This is a genomic window from Williamsia sp. 1135 (assembly GCF_002095395.1).
Classification (GTDB): domain Bacteria; phylum Actinomycetota; class Actinomycetes; order Mycobacteriales; family Mycobacteriaceae; genus Williamsia.
Map to the genome: position 1 here is coordinate 1 of NZ_MJEI01000069.1, position 22858 is coordinate 22858.

Annotated in this window: 20 protein-coding genes and 1 tRNA gene; 13 read left to right on the forward strand and 8 right to left on the reverse strand. The window is 65.0% G+C overall.

Annotated elements, in window-relative coordinates:
* The 5 genes from BFL43_RS28820 to BFL43_RS05235 form a co-directional block, all read left to right on the forward strand.
* The coding region (locus BFL43_RS28820) for a hypothetical protein (RefSeq protein ID WP_168176533.1) at positions 1 to 211 on the forward strand (211 nt) is incomplete at its 5' end.
* A gap of 147 nt (positions 212 to 358) precedes the next feature.
* A complete protein-coding gene (locus BFL43_RS05220; RefSeq protein WP_084891512.1) occupies positions 359 to 805 on the forward strand; it encodes a single-stranded DNA-binding protein in 447 nt (148 codons plus the stop codon).
* A gap of 131 nt (positions 806 to 936) precedes the next feature.
* On the forward strand, positions 937 to 2610 hold the full coding sequence (gene ettA, locus BFL43_RS05225) for an energy-dependent translational throttle protein EttA (RefSeq protein ID WP_084838657.1): 1674 nt from the start codon (positions 937 to 939) through the stop codon (positions 2608 to 2610).
* A gap of 149 nt (positions 2611 to 2759) precedes the next feature.
* Positions 2760 to 7517 (forward strand): NAD-glutamate dehydrogenase, encoded by a 4758-nt coding sequence (locus BFL43_RS05230; protein ID WP_240498074.1) that lies wholly within the window; start codon positions 2760 to 2762, stop codon positions 7515 to 7517.
* On the forward strand, positions 7517 to 8209 hold the full coding sequence (locus BFL43_RS05235; RefSeq protein ID WP_084891451.1) for a hypothetical protein: 693 nt from the start codon (positions 7517 to 7519) through the stop codon (positions 8207 to 8209). Before BFL43_RS05230 ends, BFL43_RS05235 begins: the two co-directional genes overlap by 1 nt.
* 71 nt (positions 8210 to 8280) lie before the next feature.
* Here the strand turns inward: BFL43_RS05235 and BFL43_RS05240 are convergent, their stop codons facing one another.
* Together BFL43_RS05240 and BFL43_RS05245 are read right to left on the reverse strand one after the other, a co-directional pair.
* On the reverse strand, positions 8281 to 9864 hold the full coding sequence (locus BFL43_RS05240) for a glycoside hydrolase family 13 protein (RefSeq protein WP_240498079.1): 1584 nt from the start codon (positions 9862 to 9864) through the stop codon (positions 8281 to 8283).
* Positions 9865 to 9997: 133 nt separating this feature from the next.
* Positions 9998 to 10393 (reverse strand): globin, encoded by a 396-nt coding sequence (locus BFL43_RS05245; RefSeq protein WP_084891514.1) that lies wholly within the window; start codon positions 10391 to 10393, stop codon positions 9998 to 10000.
* Positions 10394 to 10716: 323 nt separating this feature from the next.
* Here BFL43_RS05245 and BFL43_RS05250 point away from each other — a divergent pair, with 323 nt between their 5' ends.
* The 3 genes from BFL43_RS05250 (at position 10717) to BFL43_RS05260 (ending at position 12122) form a co-directional block, all read left to right on the forward strand.
* Positions 10717 to 11262: an HNH endonuclease gene (locus tag BFL43_RS05250; RefSeq protein ID WP_143695112.1), complete on the forward strand. Its 546-nt coding sequence runs from the start codon at positions 10717 to 10719 to the stop codon at positions 11260 to 11262.
* Between the two features lie 148 nt (positions 11263 to 11410).
* Positions 11411 to 11662, forward strand: a complete 252-nt coding sequence (locus tag BFL43_RS05255; RefSeq protein WP_084891457.1) for a hypothetical protein — start codon at positions 11411 to 11413, stop codon at positions 11660 to 11662.
* Positions 11649 to 12122 (forward strand): DUF5130 family protein, encoded by a 474-nt coding sequence (locus BFL43_RS05260; RefSeq protein ID WP_240498075.1) that lies wholly within the window; start codon positions 11649 to 11651, stop codon positions 12120 to 12122. Before BFL43_RS05255 ends, BFL43_RS05260 begins: the two co-directional genes overlap by 14 nt.
* Positions 12123 to 12182: 60 nt before the next feature.
* Here the strand turns inward: BFL43_RS05260 and pepN are convergent, their stop codons facing one another.
* Positions 12183 to 14750, reverse strand: coding sequence for an aminopeptidase N (pepN, locus tag BFL43_RS05265; RefSeq protein WP_084891458.1), 2568 nt, complete (start codon positions 14748 to 14750; stop codon positions 12183 to 12185).
* A gap of 224 nt (positions 14751 to 14974) precedes the next feature.
* Here pepN and BFL43_RS05270 point away from each other — a divergent pair, with 224 nt between their 5' ends.
* Positions 14975 to 15586: a DsbA family protein gene (locus BFL43_RS05270; RefSeq protein WP_084891460.1), complete on the forward strand. Its 612-nt coding sequence runs from the start codon at positions 14975 to 14977 to the stop codon at positions 15584 to 15586.
* 3 nt (positions 15587 to 15589) lie between these two features.
* Here BFL43_RS05270 and BFL43_RS05275 read toward each other — a convergent pair whose 3' ends face one another.
* Positions 15590 to 16603 (reverse strand): M48 family metallopeptidase, encoded by a 1014-nt coding sequence (locus BFL43_RS05275; RefSeq protein WP_240498080.1) that lies wholly within the window; start codon positions 16601 to 16603, stop codon positions 15590 to 15592.
* A gap of 118 nt (positions 16604 to 16721) precedes the next feature.
* Here BFL43_RS05275 and BFL43_RS05280 point away from each other — a divergent pair, with 118 nt between their 5' ends.
* The 4 genes from BFL43_RS05280 (at position 16722) to sthA (ending at position 20484) form a co-directional block, all read left to right on the forward strand.
* Positions 16722 to 17195, forward strand: a complete 474-nt coding sequence (locus BFL43_RS05280) for a ribose-5-phosphate isomerase (RefSeq protein ID WP_084891464.1) — start codon at positions 16722 to 16724, stop codon at positions 17193 to 17195.
* 15 nt (positions 17196 to 17210) lie between these two features.
* A complete protein-coding gene (locus BFL43_RS05285; protein ID WP_084891466.1) occupies positions 17211 to 18008 on the forward strand; it encodes a DNA-formamidopyrimidine glycosylase family protein in 798 nt (265 codons plus the stop codon).
* A 59-nt stretch (positions 18009 to 18067) separates the two neighbouring features.
* Positions 18068 to 18928 carry a PE-PPE domain-containing protein gene (locus BFL43_RS05290; RefSeq protein WP_084891468.1) on the forward strand — a complete coding sequence of 287 codons (861 nt, stop codon included), beginning with the start codon at positions 18068 to 18070 and terminating at the stop codon, positions 18926 to 18928.
* A 119-nt stretch (positions 18929 to 19047) separates the two neighbouring features.
* Entirely contained in the window at positions 19048 to 20484 is a 1437-nt protein-coding gene (gene sthA / locus BFL43_RS05295) for a Si-specific NAD(P)(+) transhydrogenase (protein ID WP_084838728.1), read from the forward strand.
* Between the two features lie 72 nt (positions 20485 to 20556).
* Here sthA and BFL43_RS05300 read toward each other — a convergent pair whose 3' ends face one another.
* The 4 genes from BFL43_RS05300 to BFL43_RS05310 form a co-directional block, all read right to left on the reverse strand.
* The gene (locus tag BFL43_RS05300) at positions 20557 to 21252 is read right to left on the reverse strand and encodes a L,D-transpeptidase (protein ID WP_084891470.1); all 696 of its coding nucleotides are present in this window, start codon (positions 21250 to 21252) and stop codon (positions 20557 to 20559) included.
* A gap of 166 nt (positions 21253 to 21418) precedes the next feature.
* The gene (locus BFL43_RS29360) at positions 21419 to 21628 is read right to left on the reverse strand and encodes a lipase family protein (protein WP_240498076.1); all 210 of its coding nucleotides are present in this window, start codon (positions 21626 to 21628) and stop codon (positions 21419 to 21421) included.
* A complete protein-coding gene (locus BFL43_RS05305) occupies positions 21535 to 22419 on the reverse strand; it encodes a lipase family protein (protein WP_240498077.1) in 885 nt (294 codons plus the stop codon). Before BFL43_RS05305 ends, BFL43_RS29360 begins: the two co-directional genes overlap by 94 nt.
* Positions 22420 to 22598: 179 nt before the next feature.
* A tRNA-Gly gene (locus tag BFL43_RS05310) sits at positions 22599 to 22669 on the reverse strand.
* Between the last annotated feature and the right edge of the window lie 189 nt (positions 22670 to 22858).

The following is a 22858-nucleotide window of genomic DNA, read 5'->3' on the forward strand; positions in this document are numbered from 1 at the left end:
GGCGAAGCGATTCGATCGCCGCGAAGAACGCGACGACGGTGCGGAGTTGGCAAGCTACAACGCGATGCTCGCCCAACTCTCCGGCCGATCTCAGACCGCTGAGCAGACCAACGCCCCTGATGAAGTCCAAACCCCCGGTCAGCCCCGGTCTGCCGATTCCGTCGACGAGGTCGCGGAGACCGATGTCGACTCTTCGGGGACCCGCACCTGACGTCGTAGGCGGCGACTTGTCCACAGTCGTGCGGACTTTCCACAGCAGACCTTGTTGGGCCCTCTGACCTCTCCGCGAGCGGTCATGCTGATCAGACGAGTCAGTTCGTCGACCGGTGCAAACCGGGACAATCAGCAGGGGGAGAACATGTACGAGACATATACGACCGTGATCGGCACCGTCATCTCGCAACCGCGTCGTCGCCAGACGGCGGCAGGGGAGGGCGTCTTCTCGTTCCGGATGGCGTGCAATTCACGGCGGCTGGACAAGCGCAACGGTGAATGGGTCGACGGCCCGACCCTGTATCTGACCGTCAGTTGCTGGCGAAAGCTCATCGACGGAGTGGCGTCGGTGGTGGCGAAGGGCAGGCCCGTCATCGCCCACGGGCAGATCAAGACGAACGAGTACGTGGCCGACAACGGGGAGCGGCGCGCCGATCTCGAGATGACTGCGACGACCGTGGGGTTGGACCTCAGTCGCTGCGAGGTGACCTACGTCGGGGCCACCACCCGCGGCGGCCCGGGTCTCGCCGTGAGCGAACCATCTGACGTGGTGGCGCAACCTGCGGAGCGCACCGGCGCGGCCGCCGCCTGACGAGTAGGCTCGCCCGGGCCGGCGGGGCAGCGATGACCCACTACGCTGGAGGAGTTGCCGATTGCTGCAGGCGCAGTCGATCGGCCCGCCAAACCGCGGTGACACTTGCGATCAGGTAGAGAGGCCATAACGTGGCAGAGTTCATTTACACAATGAAAAAGGTGCGAAAAGCACACGGCGACAAGGTGATTCTCGACGATGTCACAATGTCGTTCTATCCCGGCGCCAAGATCGGGGTGGTGGGCCCCAACGGTGCCGGTAAGTCGTCCATCCTGAAGATCATGGCCGGCATCGACCAGCCGTCCAATGGCGAGGCGTTCCTCGACCCGGGTGCGAGCGTCGGCATCCTCATGCAGGAGCCCAAGCTCAACGAAGAGAAAACTGTCCGGCAGAACGTCGAAGAGGGCATGGGCCTGATCAAGGAGCAGCTCGACCGGTTCAACGAGATCGCCGAACTGATGGCCACCGACTACTCGGACGAGCTCATGGAAGAGATGGGCAAGCTGCAGGAGGCTTTGGACCACGGTGACGCCTGGGACCTGGACTCCCAGCTCGAGCAGGCGATGGACGCTCTGCGATGCCCGCCCGCAGACGAGCCAGTCACCCACCTCTCCGGTGGTGAGCGTCGTCGCGTCGCGCTGTGCAAGCTGCTGCTGCAAAAGCCTGACCTGCTGCTCCTCGATGAGCCCACCAACCACTTGGACGCCGAGAGCGTGCTGTGGCTCGAGCAGTACCTGGCGTCGTACCCCGGCGCCGTGCTGGCTGTTACTCACGACCGTTACTTTCTCGATCACGTCGCGCAGTGGATCTGTGAGGTCGATCGCGGCAAGCTGCACCCGTACGAGGGCAACTACTCCACCTACCTGGAGAAGAAGGCCGAGCGCCTCGAGGTCCAAGGCAAGAAGGATCAAAAACTGCAGCGTCGCCTGAAGGAAGAACTCGCGTGGGTTCGATCCGGATCGAAGGCACGCCAGACCAAGAACAAGGCGCGCCTCGGTCGGTACGAGGAGATGGCCGCCGAAGCCGACAAGATGCGCAAGCTCGACTTCGAGGAGATCCAGATCCCGACGCCGCCGCGCCTCGGCGATGTGGTCGTCAACGTCAAGAACCTCGACAAGGGATTCGACGGCCGGGTGCTCATCAAGGACCTGTCGTTCACCCTGCCCCGAAACGGCATCGTCGGTGTCATCGGCCCCAACGGTGTCGGCAAGACCACGCTCTTCAAGACCATCGTGGGTCTGGAAGAGCCGGACTCGGGCGAGGTGAAGGTGGGCGAGACGGTCCGCCTCAGCTACGTCGACCAGAACCGCGCCAACATCGACCCCAAGAAGAACGTCTGGGAGGTCGTCTCCGACGGGCTCGACTTCATCGAGGTCGGCCAGAACGAGATGCCTTCGCGCGCCTACGTCAGCGCGTTCGGCTTCAAGGGCCCGGATCAGCAGAAGAAGGCCGAGGTGCTCTCCGGTGGTGAGCGGAACCGCCTCAACCTCGCCCTGACCCTGAAAGAGGGCGGAAACCTGATCCTGCTCGACGAGCCCACCAACGACCTCGACGTCGAGACCCTCGGCTCGCTGGAGAATGCGCTCGAGCTGTTCCCCGGCTGCGCCGTGGTCATTTCGCACGACCGCTGGTTCCTCGACCGAACCTGCACCCACATCTTGGCGTGGGAGGGCAACGTCGAAGAAGGCAAGTGGTTCTGGTTCGAGGGCAACTTCGAGGCGTACGAGGCGAATAAGATCGACCGCCTCGGTGCGGATGCGGCCCGTCCGCACTCGGTGACACACCGGAAGCTGACCCGGGATTAGGCGACCCGGGCCGGTGGCCATCACTACCATTTGAAGTCAGACCCCACGGAGATCCCGTGGGCGACCGATCAACTGCGGGAGTGACGGCGATGACCGGATCGAAACAGTCTGATCTGACAGATTCTGTTTTCGGGAATGTGTCGGCGCCTGTGAAAGACTTTCTGCCACAAGCAATCAGTGGATACTTTCACAGGCCCGGCGCCCGCAGCGGCGTGGGCTGGGACGACTTGGAGACCACGCAACGATCCCAGCTCGTCCGCCATCTCGACGTCGCGTACGTGCGGACCGGCGGTGGCGCGGCCACCGACCTGGTCATCGACCGCGGGATCCTGTCGATGGTTCTCGTCGCGGACGACATGCCGCTGCTCGTCGAGTCCGTGGTTGCGGTGCTGGAGGCCGCGGGTCTGACGGTGGTGCGCATCGATCACCCGATCATGGACGTCCGGCGTAGCGCCGACGGAGTTCTGCTCGAGGTGGGCGCACCGCAGGAGTCCGGATCCCTACAGTTCTCGGCCGAATCGTGGATCCATGTCGAAGCGACACCGAACGTCTCCGCGGTGGATGTCGACCAGATATCCCGCGAGCTGGATGTCGTGGTGGGGCGCATCGCGGACGTCCACCGCGACCGCACCGCGATCCTGTCCGTGATCACCGATCTCGCCGGTGACTTCAGTGCGTACACCACGGAGACGGCGCCTGACGGCCTGGACCCAACGGTGGCAGGCGATTACGGCCGCATGTTGTCGTGGCTCGCCGACCACCACTTCGCGCCGTATGGATACGTGCGTTGCTCCGGCCCTGCTGACGCAGGTACCCCGGATCCGGATTCCGGACTCGGGGTCTGGCGCAGCGGTGCTGTTGCGCATCGGGCCACCGGTGGTGCGGATGCGGTGTCGGTGCGACAGCTGTACCTGCCGACCCGCATCCAGCGGTCCAACTTCCCGAGTCTGATCGGGGTCGCCGATTACGACGGCGCGGGCAACCGCGTCGGCGAGCACGTGTTCGTCGGTACCTTCACGCCGACTGCCCTCCACGAGAACATTCTCGAGATACCGGTTCTAGACGCCAAGGTGGCAGCGATCCTCGCGGCCGCCGACGTCCAGGCCGATTCGTATACCGGCATGGCCATGCTCGAGTTGCTGCAGACGTTCCCGCGGTCCGAGCTGTTCTCGGTGGACGCCGATGAGATGGCCAGAACGCTCACCGAGGTCCTCGAGGCCGTCCCCAACCGGCAACTACGCGTATTCCTGCGCCCGGACCCGGCCGGTGAGATCGTCTCGGCGCTGGTCTACCTGCCGAGAGATCGCTACACGACGCGACTTCGCGAGACACTCCAGAACCTCTTGCTGGATGAGCTCGGTGGTGACGCACTGGAATACACCGCGCGGGTCAGTGAATCGGCACTCGCGCTCCTGCACGTCATGATGCGGGTGAAGACGCCCGACTGTGACCGGCTGGGATCCCTGGCGGTCGGGTCGGCGGGGCAGGTCGAGATCCAGGACACGCTCATCGAGGCGGCCCGCGGTTGGGACGAACGGTTGAGGGAGGTCGCGGCGACCGCTCCGAGCCCAGACGTCGTCGACGAGGTCTCGTTCTTCACGTCCACCTTGCCGGACAGCTACAAGGACGTGCGCGATCCACAGGAGGCGTTCGAGGACATCGAGATCGTCCAGTCGCTGGCCGGCGGCGATTTTCACGTCAGGCTGCACCGCGGGACGGCCGATGACGACAGTCCGTCGGGGCGGGCCGACTGGCGCTTCTCGTTTTATCTCTGCGGCAGGCCGGCGACGCTGACCGAGGTGCTGCCGGTGCTGCACAGCCTTGGCGTGAACGTCCTCGACGAGCGGCCGTTCGAGATCCGCCGGCAGGACGGTGAGCAGTGTTATGTGTACGAGTTCGGGCTGACGCTCGCGGGCGGAATGATCGTGGATCCCGACAGCCTCGCAGATGTCGAGGATCGCTTCACCGACGCGTTCGCGCAGATGTGGCGGGGGCATGCCGAGGTCGACAACTTCAACGAGCTGATCTTCCGCTGCGGACTCTCTTGGCGCGAGGCCGCGATGCTCAGGGCCTACGCGAGATACCTGCGCCAATGCGGTTCCTCCTACAGCGTGACCCACGTTGCCGCCGTGCTGGGAACCAACGTCTCGGTGACCAAGTCCCTGGTCGAACTGTTCCGGGCGTCCTTCGATCCGCGGTCGGCCGATGCCGGCCGGCGCGCCGAGGTCCTCGACGAACTGACGGCCGCGATCGGCGCGATCATCAGCATGGACGTCGACAGGATCGTCAACGCCTATGTCGCGGCGCTCTCGGCGACCGTGCGCACGAACTACTACGGCACGGATAATCAGGGGCTTCCGCACAAGGTGCTCAGTTTCAAGTTCCGGCCGCGTGACATCCCACAGACCCCACAGCCGCGACCACTGTTCGAGATCTATGTGTACTCACCTCGCGTAGAAGGCGTCCATCTGCGCTTCGGCTCCGTCGCCCGCGGCGGATTGCGCTGGTCGGATCGGCAAGAGGACTTCAGAACCGAGATCCTCGGTCTGGTCAAGGCCCAGGCCGTGAAGAACGCCGTCATCGTGCCGGTCGGTTCCAAAGGCGGATTCGTGGTGAGGCGGCCACCGATCCCCACCGGGGATCCCGCAACAGACCGCGATGCGTTCCGCGCTGAAGGCATCGAATGTTATCGCCGGTTCATCGCCGGATTGCTGGACCTGACAGACAACATCGATCAGAGATCAGGTGAGACGGTCGGCCCTGCCGAGGTGGTTCGCCGCGACGACGACGATCCGTATCTCGTCGTGGCGGCGGACAAGGGCACCGCCACCTTCTCCGACATCGCCAACGATGTTGCGGGCCAATACAACTTCTGGCTCGGCGATGCGTTCGCGTCAGGTGGTTCGGCGGGCTACGACCACAAGGCCATGGGCATCACCGCGCGCGGCGCGTGGGAGGCGGTCAAACGCCACTTCCGCGAGATGGGCACCGACACCCAGACCGAGGACTTCACCGTCGTCGGCGTCGGGGACATGAGTGGCGACGTCTTCGGCAACGGCATGTTGCTCTCCGAGCACATCCGGCTCGTGGCGGCCTTCGACCACCGCCACATTTTCATCGACCCTGACCCCGACGCCGCGGCGTCGTTCACCGAACGGCAGCGACTGTACGACCTTCCGCGGTCGTCGTGGGCCGACTACAACACGGATCTGATCAGCACCGGTGGCGGAGTGTGGCCGCGCGATCAGAAGTCGATACCCGTGAGCCCGCAGGTGGCCACCGCGCTGGGGCTGTCCGAGGACATCAGTCACCTCTCACCGCCGGATCTGATCCGGGCGATCTTGCTGTCGCCGGTCGATCTGCTCTGGAACGGGGGTATCGGCACCTACGTCAAGGCCAGCACCCAGTCTCACGAGGACGTCGGTGACAAGGCCAACGACGCCATCCGGGTCGACGGAAACGAGTTGCGCGCCAGGGTGATCGGAGAGGGCGGCAACCTTGGAGTGACCGAGTTGGGCCGGATCGAGTTCGATTTGAGCGGTGGCCGCATCAACACCGACGCCATGGACAACTCGGCAGGCGTCGACTGCTCCGATCATGAGGTCAACATCAAGATCCTCCTCGACTCCCAGGTGTCGGCCGGCAATCTCGCGGCAGCGCAGCGAAACCCGCTGCTCGAATCGATGACCACCGAGGTGGGCGATCTCGTCCTCGCCGACAACGTCTCGCAGAACGCCGAATTGGGAACCAGCCGGGCCGGCGCGGCGGGCACTGCCGGTGTCTACACGCGGCTGCTCAAGGACCTCGCGGCCCGCGGGGTGGATCTGCGGCTCGAGGCGCTGCCCCGGCCCGCCGACCTGATCAAGCGCGGAAACGTCACGGGCAGAAACGGTTTGACCTCGCCGGAACTCGCGACGGTGATGGCGCATGTGAAGCTGGGGTTGAAGGCGGACATGCTGGCGGGCGAGTTGCCCGACAACGATGTCTTCTCGCCGCGTCTGATCGACTACTTCCCGCAGCCGCTGCAGGAGCGCTTCACCGACGGGATCGCCACGCATCCATTGCGCCGCGAGATCGTCACGACCGCGGTGGTGAACGATCTGGTCGACAACGCAGGTATCACTCACGTCTTCCGCCTGTGCGAGGGCAGTGGGTCGGACCCCGTCGACGTCGTGCGGTCATATCAGGCCGTCACCGACATCTTCGGATTGCACGCACTATGGCACGACATCGCTACCGCGCCGTGTGACATCCCGACGACCAACGCGATGGTCGTCTACACCCGCCGGCTGCTCTTCCGGGCCTCGCGGTGGATGATCGCCGGAAGGCCCCAGCCGTTGGCCATGGCGGCGGAGGTGACGCGGTACGGCGAACTCGTGGCCGAACTGTCACCGCGGCTGCCGAACTGGCTGCGCGGCATCTCCGAAGGTGGAGTGGGCGAACGCGCGAGCGACCTGGTCGACGCCGGCGTGCCGGAGAAGACCGCCCAGGCGGTCGCGGTGAGTCTGCACCGCTTCTGTCTCCTCGACATCATCGATGCAGCCGAGATCGCCGACCGTGACCCGGAGGAGGTGGGTGAACTCTACTTCGCGCTGATGGACCACCTCGGCGTGGAACAGCTCCTCAATGCGGTCTCGGACCTCGATCGCAAGGATCGATGGCATTCCCTCGCGCGGCTGGCGTTGCGCGACGATCTGCACGGCGCGTTACGCGCGTTGTGCCTGGTGATCCTGGATTCGGGAGAACCCGAGGAATCGGCCGACGAGAAGATCGCCGACTGGGAACTCAGCAACGCCTCGCGGCTGTCCCGTGTCCGGGGGACGCTGTCGGAGATCGCGGAGTCTGGCGAGCTGGACCTGGCCACGCTGTCGGTGGCGGCGCGTCAACTGCGAAGTACGATCCGCTGATGGCAGAGCTCACGCTGACCGCGCACGACCGCGTCGACCTCTCGACGTTTGCCGCGCGGGCGCTACGGGGTGACGACATGGCCGTGCTCCGGATCCGGGTCCGACCGGACGGACTACTCGGAGTGTGGGTCAACACCGGATTCGACGTGCTGGCGAGCCGGGTCGTGGTGGGGTCGATCTCCGGCGACGACGTGGTCTGCGGCGCGGCGGAACTGCGGTCGGCGCTGCAGGCCGCGGCATCGGATCCAGGCAGGGCCACGATCGACACCGGTTTCGCCCTCGACAGCGCCTGGCACGGCGCCCTGCCGCCAGTGGACGGGTTCTCGCATCTCGACGATGTGCCCGCCCGCGTCCTGGTGGAGCTCTCTCGCAGCGGGGCCGAAGTGGCCCGCACCCAGGGCAGCGGACACGGCCCACCGACCTCATTGCTGAATCAACAGGTGCTCGACGTCTCCGCTGAGACTTCTGACCAGGTCGTGGGGATATCGATGCGCTCGATCTTCGCGCTGACAGCGATGGGTTTCGTGCGCCAGTCCGACAATCGCGACGTCACCGAGGACTCACCCCTCGAACTGATCGATGCCGACGAGGTCGTGCGCGTGCGGCATACGGCTGTCTGGGCCCGCCTCGACGCGAGGTTCGGCTCGGTATATCAGCGCCGGACCATGTCGCTGTCGCTGTCGGTCAACTGAAGACCGAAAGTGGTGGGTTCTGGCGATGCCGACCTGGGAAAATGCCCGCCAGAAGCCACCAAAATCGGTTCTCAGATCAGCCAGGCCGCGGAGTTCGGCGCGAGCTTGCCCTCGACCAGTGGTGTGCTGCTCAACAGCACATCCCCCGGCGGCAGGCCGATGGGGGTCGGCCCGGCGTTGAGCGCGCAGACCAGCTTGCCCATCGATCGGCGGAACGCCAGGCAGCCCTCGGGCGCGCCGTACCACTCGATGCCCTCACCCGCGAACTCTGGACGGTTCTTCCGCAGCTCGATGGCCTGCCGGTAGAGCGACAGGGTGGAATCGATGTCCTCGAGTTGGGCTTCGACGGTCAGCCCGGACCATTCCGCCGGAATCGGCAACCAGGTGTCGGGATTGGTGGAGAACGCGAACGGCGGCGAGGCACCTTCCCAGGGCAGTGGCACGCGGCAGCCGTCGCGGCCGCGTTCGGTGTGACCTGAGCGCTCCCACACCGGATCCTGGAGCACGTCATCGGGCAGGTCGGCGTTCGGCAGACCCAGTTCGGCGCCGTTGTAGACGAACGCGGCGCCCGGCAGCGCCAGTTCGACGAGGATCATCGCCCGTGCCCGGTCGGTGCCGGCCGAGGGCGAGTCATGCTCCGCGTAGCGGGTGACCTCACGCTCGACATCGTGGTTCGACAGTGTCCAGGTCGGTGTGCCCGACACCGAGGCGACCGCTTCGAGCGAATGCTCGATGGCTTCCCGGATCTCCTCCGAGTCGAACTGCACCTTCGCCAGCCGGAAGTTGAAGCCCAGGTGGAGTTCGTCTGGTCGCACGTACTCGGCGAATCGGACGTTGTCCTTCACCCAGATCTCGCCGACGGTCATCGCGTCGGGGTAGTCGTCGAGCACTGCGCGGATTCGCCGGTGGATGTCGTGGACGCCGGCATTGTTGAAGCGGGGATCGTCATCATCGTTGCTGAGCAGGCCGACCGCCTCGTGGTCCATGTCCGGCAGGCCCTCGGGCTTGGCCATCCCGTGGGCGACGTCGATGCGGAAGCCGTCGACTCCGCGGTCGAGCCAGAATCGGAGGGTCTTCTCGAGGTCGGCAAAGACCTCCGGGTTGTCCCAGTTCAGATCGGGTTGCTCGGGAGCGAAGATGTGCAGGTACCACTGGCCGGGAGTTCCGTCGGGCGCGGTGACCCGGGTCCATGCCGGCCCACCGAACACGCTGGGCCAGTTGTTCGGTGGCTGATCGCCGTCGGGGCCCTTGCCGTCCCGGAAGATATAGCGTTCACGGGCCGGGCTCCCCGGGGCGGCCCCGAGAGCCTCCAGAAACCACGCGTGCTGATCGCTGGTGTGGTTGGGGACCAGATCCATGGTGACCTTGATGCCGCGACTGTGCGCCTCGGTGATGAGGGTGTCGAGCGAATCGAGGCCGCCGAACAGTGGGTCGATGTCGCGAGGATCGGATACGTCATAGCCGTGGTCGGCCATCGGGGACTTCATCACGGGACTGAGCCACAGGGCGTCGATACCGAGCAGCTCGAGGTATCCGAGTTTGTCGATCACACCCGGGATGTCGCCCACCCCATCTCCATTGTGATCTGAGAACGATCGTGGGTAGATCTGGTAAAAGATCGCGTTTTGCCACCACAGCGGGTATTCGGCCGTCATTGCAGGCTGAACGCGCTGTGCCGCATCGGTTTCGGCTGCGGAAAGATCGTTGTTCTGCGTGTCACTCACACCACTCATCTTGCCTCACGTATCAGTGGAGGTCGCGATCACACCGCCACGTGCGTCGCACGTCTCACATGGGTGTGTTCACCATGGACTCGGCAGCCATCTCCATGTAGTCGGTGAGGGCCTGTCGGTGCTCGTCGTCCAGTCTCTGGGAGTCGATGGACGCGATCGCGATGTGCATGCACCGCAGCCACGCCGCCTTTTCCAGCTGACCGATACGGAAGGGGTTGTGTCGCATCCGCAACCGCGGGTGCCCTCGCTCGTCGGAGTACGTTCGCGGACCACCCCAGTACTGCTCGAGGAACATGCGCATCCTGCGTTCGGCAGGACCGAGATCTTCCTCGGGATAGAGCGGCCGCAGGATCTCGTCCCGGGCGACCTCCTCGTAGAACCGAGCGGTCAGGTCGTGAAAAGTCTGTTCGCCGCCCACTGCCTCGTAGAACGTCTGCGGAGAAGTACTCACCACTGCATTGTTCCATCATCTCCGATCGGGCACCCGGGCGCCGGTCTGCCGGGCGACCGAGGCCGACACGCAGTGTTCACCGAAACGACCTCGGTCGAGGCTTCATATTGTCGTGCATTAATCGCATTTCCATGCTGAACTGAATCGTTCCCACCGAGGTCGGTTGTTGGCCGGGAGGTCAGATGTCGCGGACGAAGACGCAGCGCGAGAAGGCACGCGCAGTGCAGGAAGGCGTCGCGGCCCGTGCCGACGCGCGCGTCAGGACACGGGGCGAGGCCAGCGTGTCCACCCTCGACCCGCGTTCCGGTGCGACCGACGCGGTCATGGGTCCGCCGACAGGTGCCAACTCCCGGTGGGGTAAGCATCGGGTCCTGCTCCTCAACGCGACCTATGAACCGCTCGCAGCCATTTCGATACGTCGGGCGATAGTCCTGGTCCTTCGCGAGCGGGCCGACGTCATCCACGAGGACGGCGCCGGCCCACTCATTCATTCGGCAGACCTCGCACTCGCCATCCCGTCGGTGATCCGGCTGCGCAACTACGTCCGGGTTCCGTATCGCGCGGTCATCCCGATGACGAGGGCTGCGCTCATGCAGCGCGACCGGACCAGATGTGGCTATTGCGGCGGCAAGGCGGACACCATCGACCACGTGGTCCCACGCAGTCGCGGCGGCACCCACACCTGGGACAACTGCGTCGCCTGCTGCGCTTCGTGCAATCACAAGAAGGCCGACAAGCTGCTCAGCGAGCTCGGGTGGACGCTCAAGGTGCCGCTGACCGCGCCCAAGGGCAGGCACTGGCGGTTGTTGGCGACCGTGAAGGACTTCGATCCGGCGTGGATGCGCTACCTGGATGTCGGGGCAGCGTAGGTCTGAGCGGCGACGAGGCCCGGCCGGGGACACGGGCGACCTGACGGCGCATACGCCGGGGTCGTCGGCTAAGTTTTGAGGCAAGAGGTCGAGCGGAGACGAAGCGAAGCGGAGCTCGACCAACTGAGCAGTCTGAAGGGCGGATGCGATGGAAGACCTGATAGTGGCGATCGGCATGCCGGTCATCATCATCACCATCATCTCGGTGGTCATGGTGATCGGGGCACTGGTCATCACCAGTGGGGTCAAGTACCCCAAGGTGCAGTACTACAAGATCGACCAGAAGTGGGAGCACGGTCCGCTGCTGCTCAGCGCCACGGAGGCGAACCCGGTGGCTCCCGGATACCACGGGCACGGCCACGACGATCTGATCGGAGGCTCGGCAAGTGGCAAGTGGTGACCTGGTCAAGTCCAACGTCGATCCCGATTCGCTCCCGATGGGTGCGGTGCTGACTCCGAGCGGTCGCGTCTCGGCCGCACGTTTCCCGGGTGACGTCCCGACGACCCCGCCGTTCCACACCGACGAGTTGGTCGCACTGGACGAAGCACTCGCCGACGCGACCGACGAGACCGGCATCCGGTTCTCGGTCTTCATCGGCGATCTCGGCGAAGACGCCTTCGCGGGCGCCTCGGCGATCCTGCCGAGTGCGCCTGAGCCCGAACACGCGGTCCTGATCGCGATTGCACCCAACACGAAAGACGTTGTGGTCGTCTCCGGCAAAGAGGTGGCTGCCCGCCTCAACGATCGGGTGGCGCAACTCGGTGTGACTGCCGCGATTGCCGGGATCCGTTCCGGCGATCTCGTCGACGGCATCATCTCCGCAATCCGCGTCATCGCGGCAGCGGCGACGATTCGCTGATTCTCTGAACTCAGCAAAAGGCGGGGTGACCTTTCGGTCACCCCGCCTTTTGCTATCGGCTCAGCTCTTGTCGAACTCGCGTGCCCGCAACGCGCGGGCCACGGTGTCGCGGCCTTCGGAGATCAGCCGCCGCAGTGCGGAGGGATGGTCGCCGGCCAGGAGTTCGTCAGCGAGTGCGAGTCCGCGCTCGTCGGCGGCCCAATTCGGGTAGAGGCCGACCACGACCGTCTGCGCCACCTCGCTCGAACGGCGCGCCCAGACCTGCGGCACCGCCTCGAAGTACTTTGCGGTGTACGGCGCGAGGAGTTCGCCCTGCCCCGGACGCGAGAATCCGGCGATGATCGACCGGCCCAAGGTGTTGGACAGGGAATCGTCTTCCACGGCGCGTGACCAGGCATCTGCCTTTGCCTCGGCCAACGGCCGGGCGGCCCTGGCCCTGGCGGCCTGACGGCTGCCCGCCGAGGTGTTGTCCCGTTCCAGTTCCGCGTCGATCACCGGAGTGCTCGACGGATCGGTGTCGATGGCCCCTGCGGTCGCCAAGGCGTTGACTATCGACCACCGCAGATCGGTGTCCACGGTCAGTCCCGGCAGACCCTGGTCGGCGGGGTCACCGTCGAGCAGCGCCGCGACCACGTCGGTCTGCTCCGGTGCCAGTACCCCGGACAGCAGCGAGTTCACGAACGCCAACTGATGATCCGAGCCGGCCTCGGCCGCGCGGGCGAGTTCGAGGAGACGGGTGCTGAACTCGGGCCAGCCGTTCGCGGTGGCCCACTCCGGGTCGGCGTAGGCGTCGATTGCGGTCTGGGCCTGCAAGAGCACCCGCTGCACCACACCGATCTCCGATTCTGATCCGATGCCGTGAGCGACCAGGGCCGCGAAGTCACGGGCGCGCATCTCGGCCTGCCGCGTCATCTCCCACGCGGCCGACCACGCCAGCGTCCGCGGCATCGATTCGCTGATGTCGCCGATCCGGCTGGTCACCGTCGCCAGTGAGTCGGGGTCCAAGCGCACCGAGCAGTAGGTCAGATCGTCGTCGTTGAGCAGGATGAGTTGTCCGCGATGGACTCCGACCAGCTCGTCGACCGAGGTGCGATCTCCGGCGACATCGAGTTCGACTCGTTTGGTACGCACCAGCTTTCCGTCGACATCGTCGTAGACGCCGACGGCGAGGCGGTGGGTCCGGGTTTCGCCGGCACCGGGGGCCGCGCCGTCCTGGAGGATGTTGAACCGGGTGATCACTCCCGCGTCGTCGAGATCGAAGTCCGGTCGGATGACGTTGATCCCGGTGGTCTTGAGCCATTGCGAGCCCCAGTCGGACAGATCCCGACCCGACGACTTCTCGAGGGCTCCGAGCAGATCGCTGAATGTGGCGTTCCCGAATTTGTGTGCCTGGAAGTAGTCCCGCAGACCTGCCAGGAAGTGGTCGAGGCCCACATACGCGACGAGCTGCTTGAGCACGGATGCGCCTTTGGCGTAGGTGATCCCGTCGAAGTTCACCTCGACCGCCGCGATGTCGGGGATGTCCGCGGCCACCGGGTGCGTGGAGGGCAGCTGGTCCTGGCGGTAAGCCCAGGACTTCTCCACATTCGCGAAGGTGGTCCAGGCGTTCTTGTATTCAGTGGCCTCCGATTGGCAGAGCACGGAGGCGAAGGTGGCAAAGGACTCGTTGAGCCACAGGTCATCCCACCACTGCATCGTGACCAGGTCGCCGAACCACATGTGGGCCATCTCGTGCAGGACGGTCTCGGCGCGCCGCTCATAGAGGTACTTCGTCACCTTGGACCGGAAGACGTAGTCCTCGAGGAAGGTGACCGCGCCGGCGTTCTCCATCGCTCCGGCATTGAACTCCGGAACGAACAGCTGATCGTATTTGCCGAACGCGTAAGGGATGCCGAAGTTCTTGTGGTAGAACTCGAATCCCTGCTTGGTCTCGGTGAACAGTCGTTCTTCGTCCATGAACTCCGCCAGTGACGATCGGCAGAAGATGCCGAGGTCGATCGTGCCGTGTTCATCGGTGTAGGCGTCTGTCCACTGCGTGTACGGGCCGGCGATGAGAGCGACCAGGTAGGTGCTCAGCAGGGGAGTCGTCGCGAACGTGTGTGTGCCCGGCGATGTTTCGGTACCGGCGCCGTTGGAAATCACCTTCCAATCGGTGGGCGCGGTGACGGTGACATCAAATGTCGCCTTCATGTCCGGCTGGTCGAAACACGCGAACATCCTCTTGGCGTCGGCAGTCTCGAATTGTGAATAGAGGTAGACCGCGTCATCTGTCGGGTCGACGAAGCGATGCAGGCCCTCGCCGGTGTGCGAGTACACACAATCGACAACGATCTCGAGAGTGTTCTCGCCGGCCAGGTCCGCCAGTGCCAGCCCGTCCTCCTCGGAATACCCGGCGATGTCCAGCGCGGTCCCGTTCAGCTTCGCTGTGTGGACCGTCTCGGCGATCAGATCGACGAACGACGACGAACCCGCGGTTGCGCTGAAGGTGATGGTCACCGCCGACCGGAACGTCTTCTCGCCGGGTTTGCCTGCGCCGTCGGTGAGGTCGAGATCGATCGCATAGTTCGAGACCGAGATGTTCGCCGACCGCTGGCCCGCGAGATCACGGGTCAAATTTGGTGCCGCCACGTGGGTTGCCTCGCCTTCGCAGAGATGTTGGATTGCGGATGTTCGTGAAATTGCGGATGTTCGTGGGATGTCTTGCTGACCAGTACACAACTACCGTATGGCCTGGCGCAGTGGTGGCGCGCGTGCACCGGACAGGGAATGCTGAAGGCCGCCGGTTGTTGGTCTTGGTGGATGGTCACATCGGTTGACGCTGACGTCGACCCTGAGCAAGGAGTGTGCTGCGCATGACTGACTCGATTGATCGTGTTGATTTCTGGTTCGATCCGCTCTGCCCGTGGTGCTGGATCACCTCACGCTGGATCCTCGAGGTGGAAAAGGTCCGGACCATCGAGACCAACTTCCACATCATGAGCCTGGCGGTGTTGAACGAGGGCAAGGACGTCCCGGAGGAATACCGGGAGGGTCTCAAGCAGGCGTGGCGTCCGGTTCGGGTGATCGCCAAGGCGCAGTCCGAGCGCGGTGACGAGATCCTGTCGCCGCTCTATACGGCGTTCGGCACACTCATTCACAACAAGGGCGTGAAGGACTTCGACGAGGTCATCCCCGCCGCCCTGGCAGAGCTCGGTCTCCCCGCGGAATGGGCGGAGGCGGCCGACGAGACCACTTTCGACGACGCGATCCGCAAGAGTCATCACGCCGGGATGGACAAGGTCGGCGACGACGTGGGGACCCCGACGATCCATATCAACGATGTGGCGTTCTTCGGTCCAGTGCTCTCGCGTATCCCGCGTGGCGAGGACGCAGGCCGCGTCTGGGACGGGTCGGTCGCGTTGGCGAGCTACCCGCACTTCTTCGAACTCAAGCGCAGCCGTAACGAGGACCCTCAGTTCGACTGAGCACTATTCAGACTCCTCGTCGCCGCTCCGGTCGGTCTCGGGCTTGTGGAGATCGACCGGTGGGCCGGGTGGCGATTGGGGCACGGCCGGCGGCGGGTGGTTCGGCGGCGGTGGGTAGCCGGTGATCGGTTGCCCGCCGAACTGTGGGGGCGGCCCGGTGGGCGCGAGCTTCTGGACATGCCCGCTGCCGATGCCGCGCACGATGTGTTTGGGACGGAAGAACATCCGGCCTGCTCCGGTTCGGTCGCGGAGCGCGGCAGCCCGCCAGGTGAGCACCGGATGGCTCGCCTGCAGGTTGGTCACCCAGGTGAAAAAACCTCTTTCGTGGGTCGCGCGATCGGCGAACTCGTCGAAGCTCACCGAGGTCAGCATGTACTTGCCTGCGGCGAGGACGCCGATGGCGCCGGGCGACCCCGACGGCTGGTGGTAGTAACCGTGATTGTCTGCCGTGTACTCCATCGAACGGGACAGGGCCTGGCCGAGGACCGGGATGTTCATGCCGACGATCGAGCCGAGTTGGCGCCAGTAAGAGACGTGCCCGGCGGCGATGTGGCCGACTTCGTGCCCGATGATGAACCGGAGGGCTTCAGGACTGCGGGCCTGGCCACCGATCTCGAAGAGGTCGGAGTACACCACGACGAACCGGCGAAAACCGTGGCCCGCTGCGTAGGCGTTGATGGTGCCGTTGCCGAGGACCACGTACGCGTCGGGAACATGTTCGAGGCCGAACCGCCTGGCGGCCTCGACCACCATCTGATGGCCCTCGGGAAATTGGGTGGGGCTCATCTTCACGCCGTTGACCCGCGGCATCGCGTAGGTCAGACCACGGATGAGGTAGATCAGCAACGGCGCGATGAGGATCAGGATGAACCACGTGTCGAGATAACCCAGTGACACCATCACCACCCCTAGCAGGTACCCGCCGACGCCGACCAGGATCACCAGGACAAGCATCGGGATCTCCCACGGGTGGCGCCGCGGCTGGCCGGCATACGGCGCGGGTGCGAGCCAGTTGATGACCGGTTGTCCGAACGCCGGTGGCTGCTGTGGATTCACGAGCACCAATCTAGTGCCGCGCGATCCGCGGTGATGGGTGGCTTTCTCTGCACCCGCCACCTCTGACAGACTGGGCGGCATGCGCGTGTATCTGGGTGGAGACCATGCCGGCTTCGAGTTGAAGGGGCAGATCGCAGAACATCTGACCTCTGCAGGACATGAGGTGATCGATTGCGGGGCGCACGAATACGACGCCCTGGACGACTACCCGGCGTTCTGCGTCGAGGCTGCGCGGCGGACCGTCGCCGACGAGGGCAGTCTCGGCATCGTGCTCGGCGGCAGCGGTAACGGCGAGCAGATCGCCGCGAACAAGGTCCCGGGCGCCCGTTGCGCCCTCGCCTGGAGTGTGGAGACCGCGCAGCTCGCGCGTCAGCACAACAACGCCCAGCTCATCGGCATCGGCGGACGGATGCACAGCAAGGACGAAGCGCTGGCTATCGTCGATGCATTCGTGTCGACCGCATGGTCGGAAGAAGCGCGCCACCAGCGTCGCATCGACATCCTGTCCGAGTACGAGCGCACGGGGACGCCGCCGGCGCTGCCCGGCGACTGACATTCCCGCGACGCTGTGCCCGAAGGACATACGCTCCACCGGCTTGCGCGTCTGCACCACCGTCGCCTCGCCGGCCGGCAGGTGTCGGTGACGAGCCCACAGGGTCGATTCGCGTCCGCGACCGAGCGCCTCGACGGTCAGGTGTTCGCAGGCGCCGAGGCGTGGGGAAAACACCTGATCCATCGCTATCGCGGCGGCGACATGGTGCATGTGCACCTCGGTCTGTACGGGTCTTTTTCCGACGGGCCGGCCCCCTTGCCCGCGCCCGTGGGTCAGGTGCGGATGCGCATCGAGTCGGACGCCTACGGCACCGACCTGCGAGGCCCGACGGCCTGTGAGCTCTACACGCCGGAGGATCTGATCGCCCTGACCGCCAGGCTGGGACCGGACCCCCTGCGCAAAGACGCTGAGCCCGAGGTTGCCTGGTCTGCGATCAGCAAGTCGCGCAAAGCGATCGGCGCGCTGGTGATGGATCAGAAGGTGTTGGCCGGCGTCGGGAACGTCTACCGGGCCGAGGTCCTGTTCCGTGCCAACATCAATCCGCATCGTCCGGGTACATCGATCGACCGCGGTGAGTGGGACGGCCTCTGGGCGGACCTCGTGACACTCATGGCGGTGGGGGTACGACGGGGCAAGATGCATGTCGTGCGGCCGGCGGACGATCACGGCGCGCCGGCTTACGGCCCCGGCCGGCCGCGTACGTATGTGTACCGCCGTGCCAGCGAGCCCTGTCGCGTCTGTGGCACCGAGGTGTTGATGGGCGAGATGGTGGCGCGCAAGGTCTATTGGTGCCCGACCTGCCAGCCGAATTGATCCACCACACCTCAGCCTGACCTCAGGCCGACCTCAGGTTGCGCCGTCAGAATGAATGGATGGCCATGCTGACAGTGTTGACGGTCGGGGGAACAGGCGAGTCGTATCCGGGTGATTCCCGGTCGGAGGTGTCCGGTCTGCTGGCCGCCGTCACCGATCGGCTCGATGACCGATTCGCGAGCCGCTGGGTCGGATACCCGGCCAGCTACGGCCCCGTCCCCACCGCAGGGGGTGTGAGTTACCTCGACAGCGTCCGGACGGGTGTCGACCACCTTTCGACCGCGATCGCCGAGACCGAGGGCCCGATCATGTTGATCGGCTACTCGCAGGGTTGCGTCGTGATCAGGGAACTGCTGGCGCGCGATGGCCACCTTCTCGGAAATGTTGTGGCTGCTGGTTTTGTGGCCGACCCTCATCAGCCTCCCGGCGCGGTCGCCGGATGCGACGGTTTCGGGCTGGCGGGACCGGGTGCACCGCTGCCGCGAGATCTGCCCGCACTGTGGATTGCCGACCCCGACGATGTCATCTGCAACGCCAGCGACGATTCGTTCCTCCGCGATGTCGCGGATCTGACCGCCGGGTTGTCGGTCCGTGACCTGCGCGGTTGGTTGCGTAGCCTCTGGCAGGTGGTCACCAGCAACAGCTTCCAGAACGCGGCGCGCACGTCGATTCGCCCGCGACAATGGCGCAAAGACGTACAGCGCCTGCGTGTGGTGGCGTTGGAGATCGCGGGCTACCTTCCAGCTCGTCTGATGCTCGGCGGTCTGAAGGTGGTCAACCGTCGAGGGGGCCGACACACGGCGTATGCCGCGGAGCCGATGGTCGGCAGTGACCTGACCGGTTGCCAGACACTGGTCCAGTGGTTGCAGGTCCAGGCGACGTTCAGGGTCGTGCACGCGGCGGACCTGCATGCCGCCTGATCTCTGTCGAGCCCCCGGTTCTTGTCGGCGCCGGTAACAATTCACCCGTCTGAAATGTGCGGCGGGCCCAGGTGGGCGACACTGATTCGCAGATGGATCAACCCCTGGGAGAAATAATCGTGGATCACTACGATCTAGTTGTCATCGGCTCGGGTCCTGCCGGACAGAAGGCGGCAATCGCGGCCGCCAAGCTCGGTAAGAAAGCCGCCGTGATCGAGCGTCGAGACATGGTCGGTGGGGTGTGCATCAACACCGGCACCATTCCGTCGAAGACCATGCGCGAGGCGGTGCTCTACCTGACGGGTCTCAACCAGCGTGAACTCTACGGTCAGTCGTATCGGCTCAAGACCGACATCACCGTCGGTGATCTCTCGGCACGAACCTCGCACGTCGTCGGCAAAGAGATCGACGTCATCCAGAACCAGTTGTCGCGCAATCGGGTTGCCCTGCTCATTGGCAATGCGAGGTTCCTCGGCCCGCACGAGATCGAGGTCGAATCGACAGGGGGCGACCACAAGAACATCACGTTCGACCATGCGGTGATCGCAGTCGGGACCAAGCCCGCGCGGCCGGCGAGTGTCGAGTTCGACGGTGCGACCATCGTCGACTCCGACCAGATCCTCGGGATGAATCGGGTGCCGCAGTCGATGGTGGTGGTGGGCGCGGGGGTCATCGGCATCGAGTACGCCTCGATGTTCGCCGCGCTCGGGACCAAGGTGACGGTCGTCGAGCGTCGCGTCAGCATGCTCGACTTCGTAGATCGCGAGATCGTCGAGGCCCTGCAATATCAGCTGCGCGACCGCGGGGTGACCTTCCGTTTCGGGGAGTCGGTCAAGATGGTCGAGAAGCACACGTCGGGCACGGTGACGATCCTCGAGTCAGGGAAGAAGATCCCGGCAGACACTGTGCTGTATTCGGCAGGCCGCCAGGGGGTCACCGAGGAACTCGGGGTCGCTGCCGCCGGTCTGGAAGGCGACAACCGCGGCCGACTCGAGGTGAACGACTGTTTCCGTACCGCAGTTCCGCACATCTACGCCGTCGGTGACGTCATCGGATTCCCGGCACTCGCGTCGACGGCGATGGAGCAAGGGCGCCGGGCCGCGTACGACGCATTCGGTGAACCGGTCGGTGAGACGGACTCGTCGAAGCATCCGATCGGTATCTACTCGATCCCGGAGATCAGCTTCGTCGGCAAGACCGAGGACGAGCTGACCGCAGCGAACGTGCCGTTCGAGGTCGGGGTCGCCCGATATCGCGAGTTGGCCAGGGGCGCCATCATGGGCGACGCCTACGGGATGCTCAAGTTGTTGGTCGATGCTCAAGATCGAAGCATCCTGGGTGTGCATGTATTCGGTTCCAACGCTGCCGAACTCGTACACATCGGTCAGACGGTGATGGGATGTGGCGGGACCATCGATTACCTGGTCGACGCGGTGTTCAACTACCCGACGCTTGCGGAGGGATACAAGGTCGCCGCCCTCGACGCCGTGAACAAGATGCGGGCCATCGCACGGGTCACCGGCGCCGGCAACGGGTACGAGCTCGGGGCGGAGTAGAGCCGGCCGACAACGAAAAACGGCGCCGAGAAGAATTCTCGGCGCCGTTTCTCGTTGTGCTGGGGTGAATCTCTAACTTCCGGGAACGTACTGTCCGCCGATGGTGCCCTGCACCACGATCGGAGTGCCCTCGGGAAAGTTCTCGTAGACGAACTTCGCGTTCTCCGGGCTGAGGTTGATGCAGCCGTGACTGACGTTCGTGTTGCCCTGCTGCTCGACCGACCACGGTGCGCCATGCACGAAGATGCCATCCCATGACATGCGGACCGCGTACTCGACGTAGGTGCGGTACCCCTCGGGCGAGTCGACCGGGACGCCGTACGTGGACGAATCCATGTACATGTCGCGGTACTTCTCCTTGGTGTAGTACGTGCCGTTCGGGGTCGGGTGGTCGTTCGAGCCCATCGAGATGGGCATGGTGCGCACGACCTTGCCGTCCTGCCAGACGGTCAGCTGATGAGTCGCGTCGTCGGCGAGTGCGACCCAGCCGGTCGTGGTTGCAACCGGAGGTGCGGGCTCGACCGGCTTCGGCGGCTCAGGTGCCGGTTCCGGGGTCGACGGCTCCACGGGCGGTGCCGGGGCCGGGGTGAAGACTCCAGGGATCGTCGGCAGTGGTACGCCGGGCAGTCCGGGAACGGTGGGTACGGGTTGAGCGGACGCGGTGGCCGGAATGGCCAGGGTCACGACGATGACGCCGAGAACGGCGGCCACAAGGCGGGTGACGGTGCGCCCGAAGGAGCTGCCGCGGGCGAGCTTGTTGGTCGACACTATGTTGAACCCTAACGTTGGCGACGTTCTTCAGTACGCTCCCCGAAAGCGCGGATTCAATAGTTGCATGAGGGACCGCAGGTGCCAAACGGAAAATGCGCATCTGTGACTGGAGTTGCTGATGTGACGAATGGGTTTGGACATACGGACAAACGTGACCGATGTCTCAGCACGTGCTCGGCGCCCCTGCGCCGGCGAATCGATCGCTGAGCCACTGGAAAGCGCCAGGAAGGCCCAGGGGATAGGCGGCCACGTGGTTGGGCGCGGGTGTCGACAAGCTGGTCACGCGGACCCCGGCCCGGCAATAGCGGTTGTTGGTCGCGACGATCGAATCGACCGGGATGAGTTCGTCTGTAGGGCTGTGCCATTCGAACACCGGTGAGTTGGGTACGCCTGGGTAGGCGTCGAGACCAGGTACTTCGATCGGCCGAGCGGGGTGAGGTTGTCCCACATCGCGATCTCGTTCGGGTACTCGCGGGACAGGCCGACGGCGGCCGCGTACGCGAGCCCGAACGCTGGGTGCGGCTTGCCGTAGCCGAGTCCCTCGGCCATCTTGATGAGGTTCATCGGTGCGCCGCCGTAGGCGCTGCCTGCAAGTTCGAGGCCGGGCGCATAAGTCGGTGCCAGAGCGGCAGCCCACGCGGTCGCCATACCGCCACCGGAGTAACCGATGAGGCCCACCGGGCTGCGCGAGATGTTCGCGGTGCGCAGGTTTTGCGCCGCTTTGATCCCGTCGAGGGTGATGCGCCCGCCGAGTTGGGCGGCGCCATAGGCACTGCGGGGGCCGAGATGATCGGGGACCGCGATTACCCAGCCCTGTGCGAGCAGTCCGCCCAGTGCGGGGACCTGGCGTGCGGTGAGGCTGTTCGTCTGCGTGAACAGAGTGCGCGACGGGGCGCACTCGAGGCCGAGCGCGTTGGCGATGTCCTGAAAACTCAGCACCGGTGCATCGACCCGACGGCTTTTCGGCAGCAGCAGGGTGGTGACCGCCGCGATGGGCCGCTCGTACATGTCTGTGCTGCGGAACTTGAGCTGCCAGGTGTCGAGGTCGCTCAATCCGGGCGGGTTCGGCATCTTGCGCTCGGCGACGATCGCGCCGTTGGCGTAGTCGCCGAGGTTTGCCGGCGCGGCGTAGAACGGATCCGGCGGCGGCGTCGGCAGGGCCACGTCGTCGGCGTTCGCCAGATTCCGTCGGCCTCCCCGTCGACGTGACCGAAATGAAACATGGGCCCGCTCGCGCTGTCAACAAGTCGAGTTATGTTGCCGACGCTCTCGTACCGCCATTGGGGCGTGAAAACGACGAAAGCCCCGGCGAGCAATGCTCTGACCGGGGCTTTCGGGGATTGAGCGGGTGACGGGAATCGAACCCGCGTAGCTAGTTTGGAAGACTAGGGCTCTACCATTGAGCTACACCCGCGTGCATACGACATCACTGGGATCGCCATTGCTGTCGCTGCGAAAAGGACTGTACCGCCTCGTGCCCGCCGATCAGAAATCGGCTGGAAACAGGGGTGTTCGAGCCGGTGCGTGTCACCGGTTTAGGCGCGGAGCGAGCTGGCACGTAGTATTTGCGTTCGGTTCTGCAGGCGCCGCGAGTCGCGGCAGA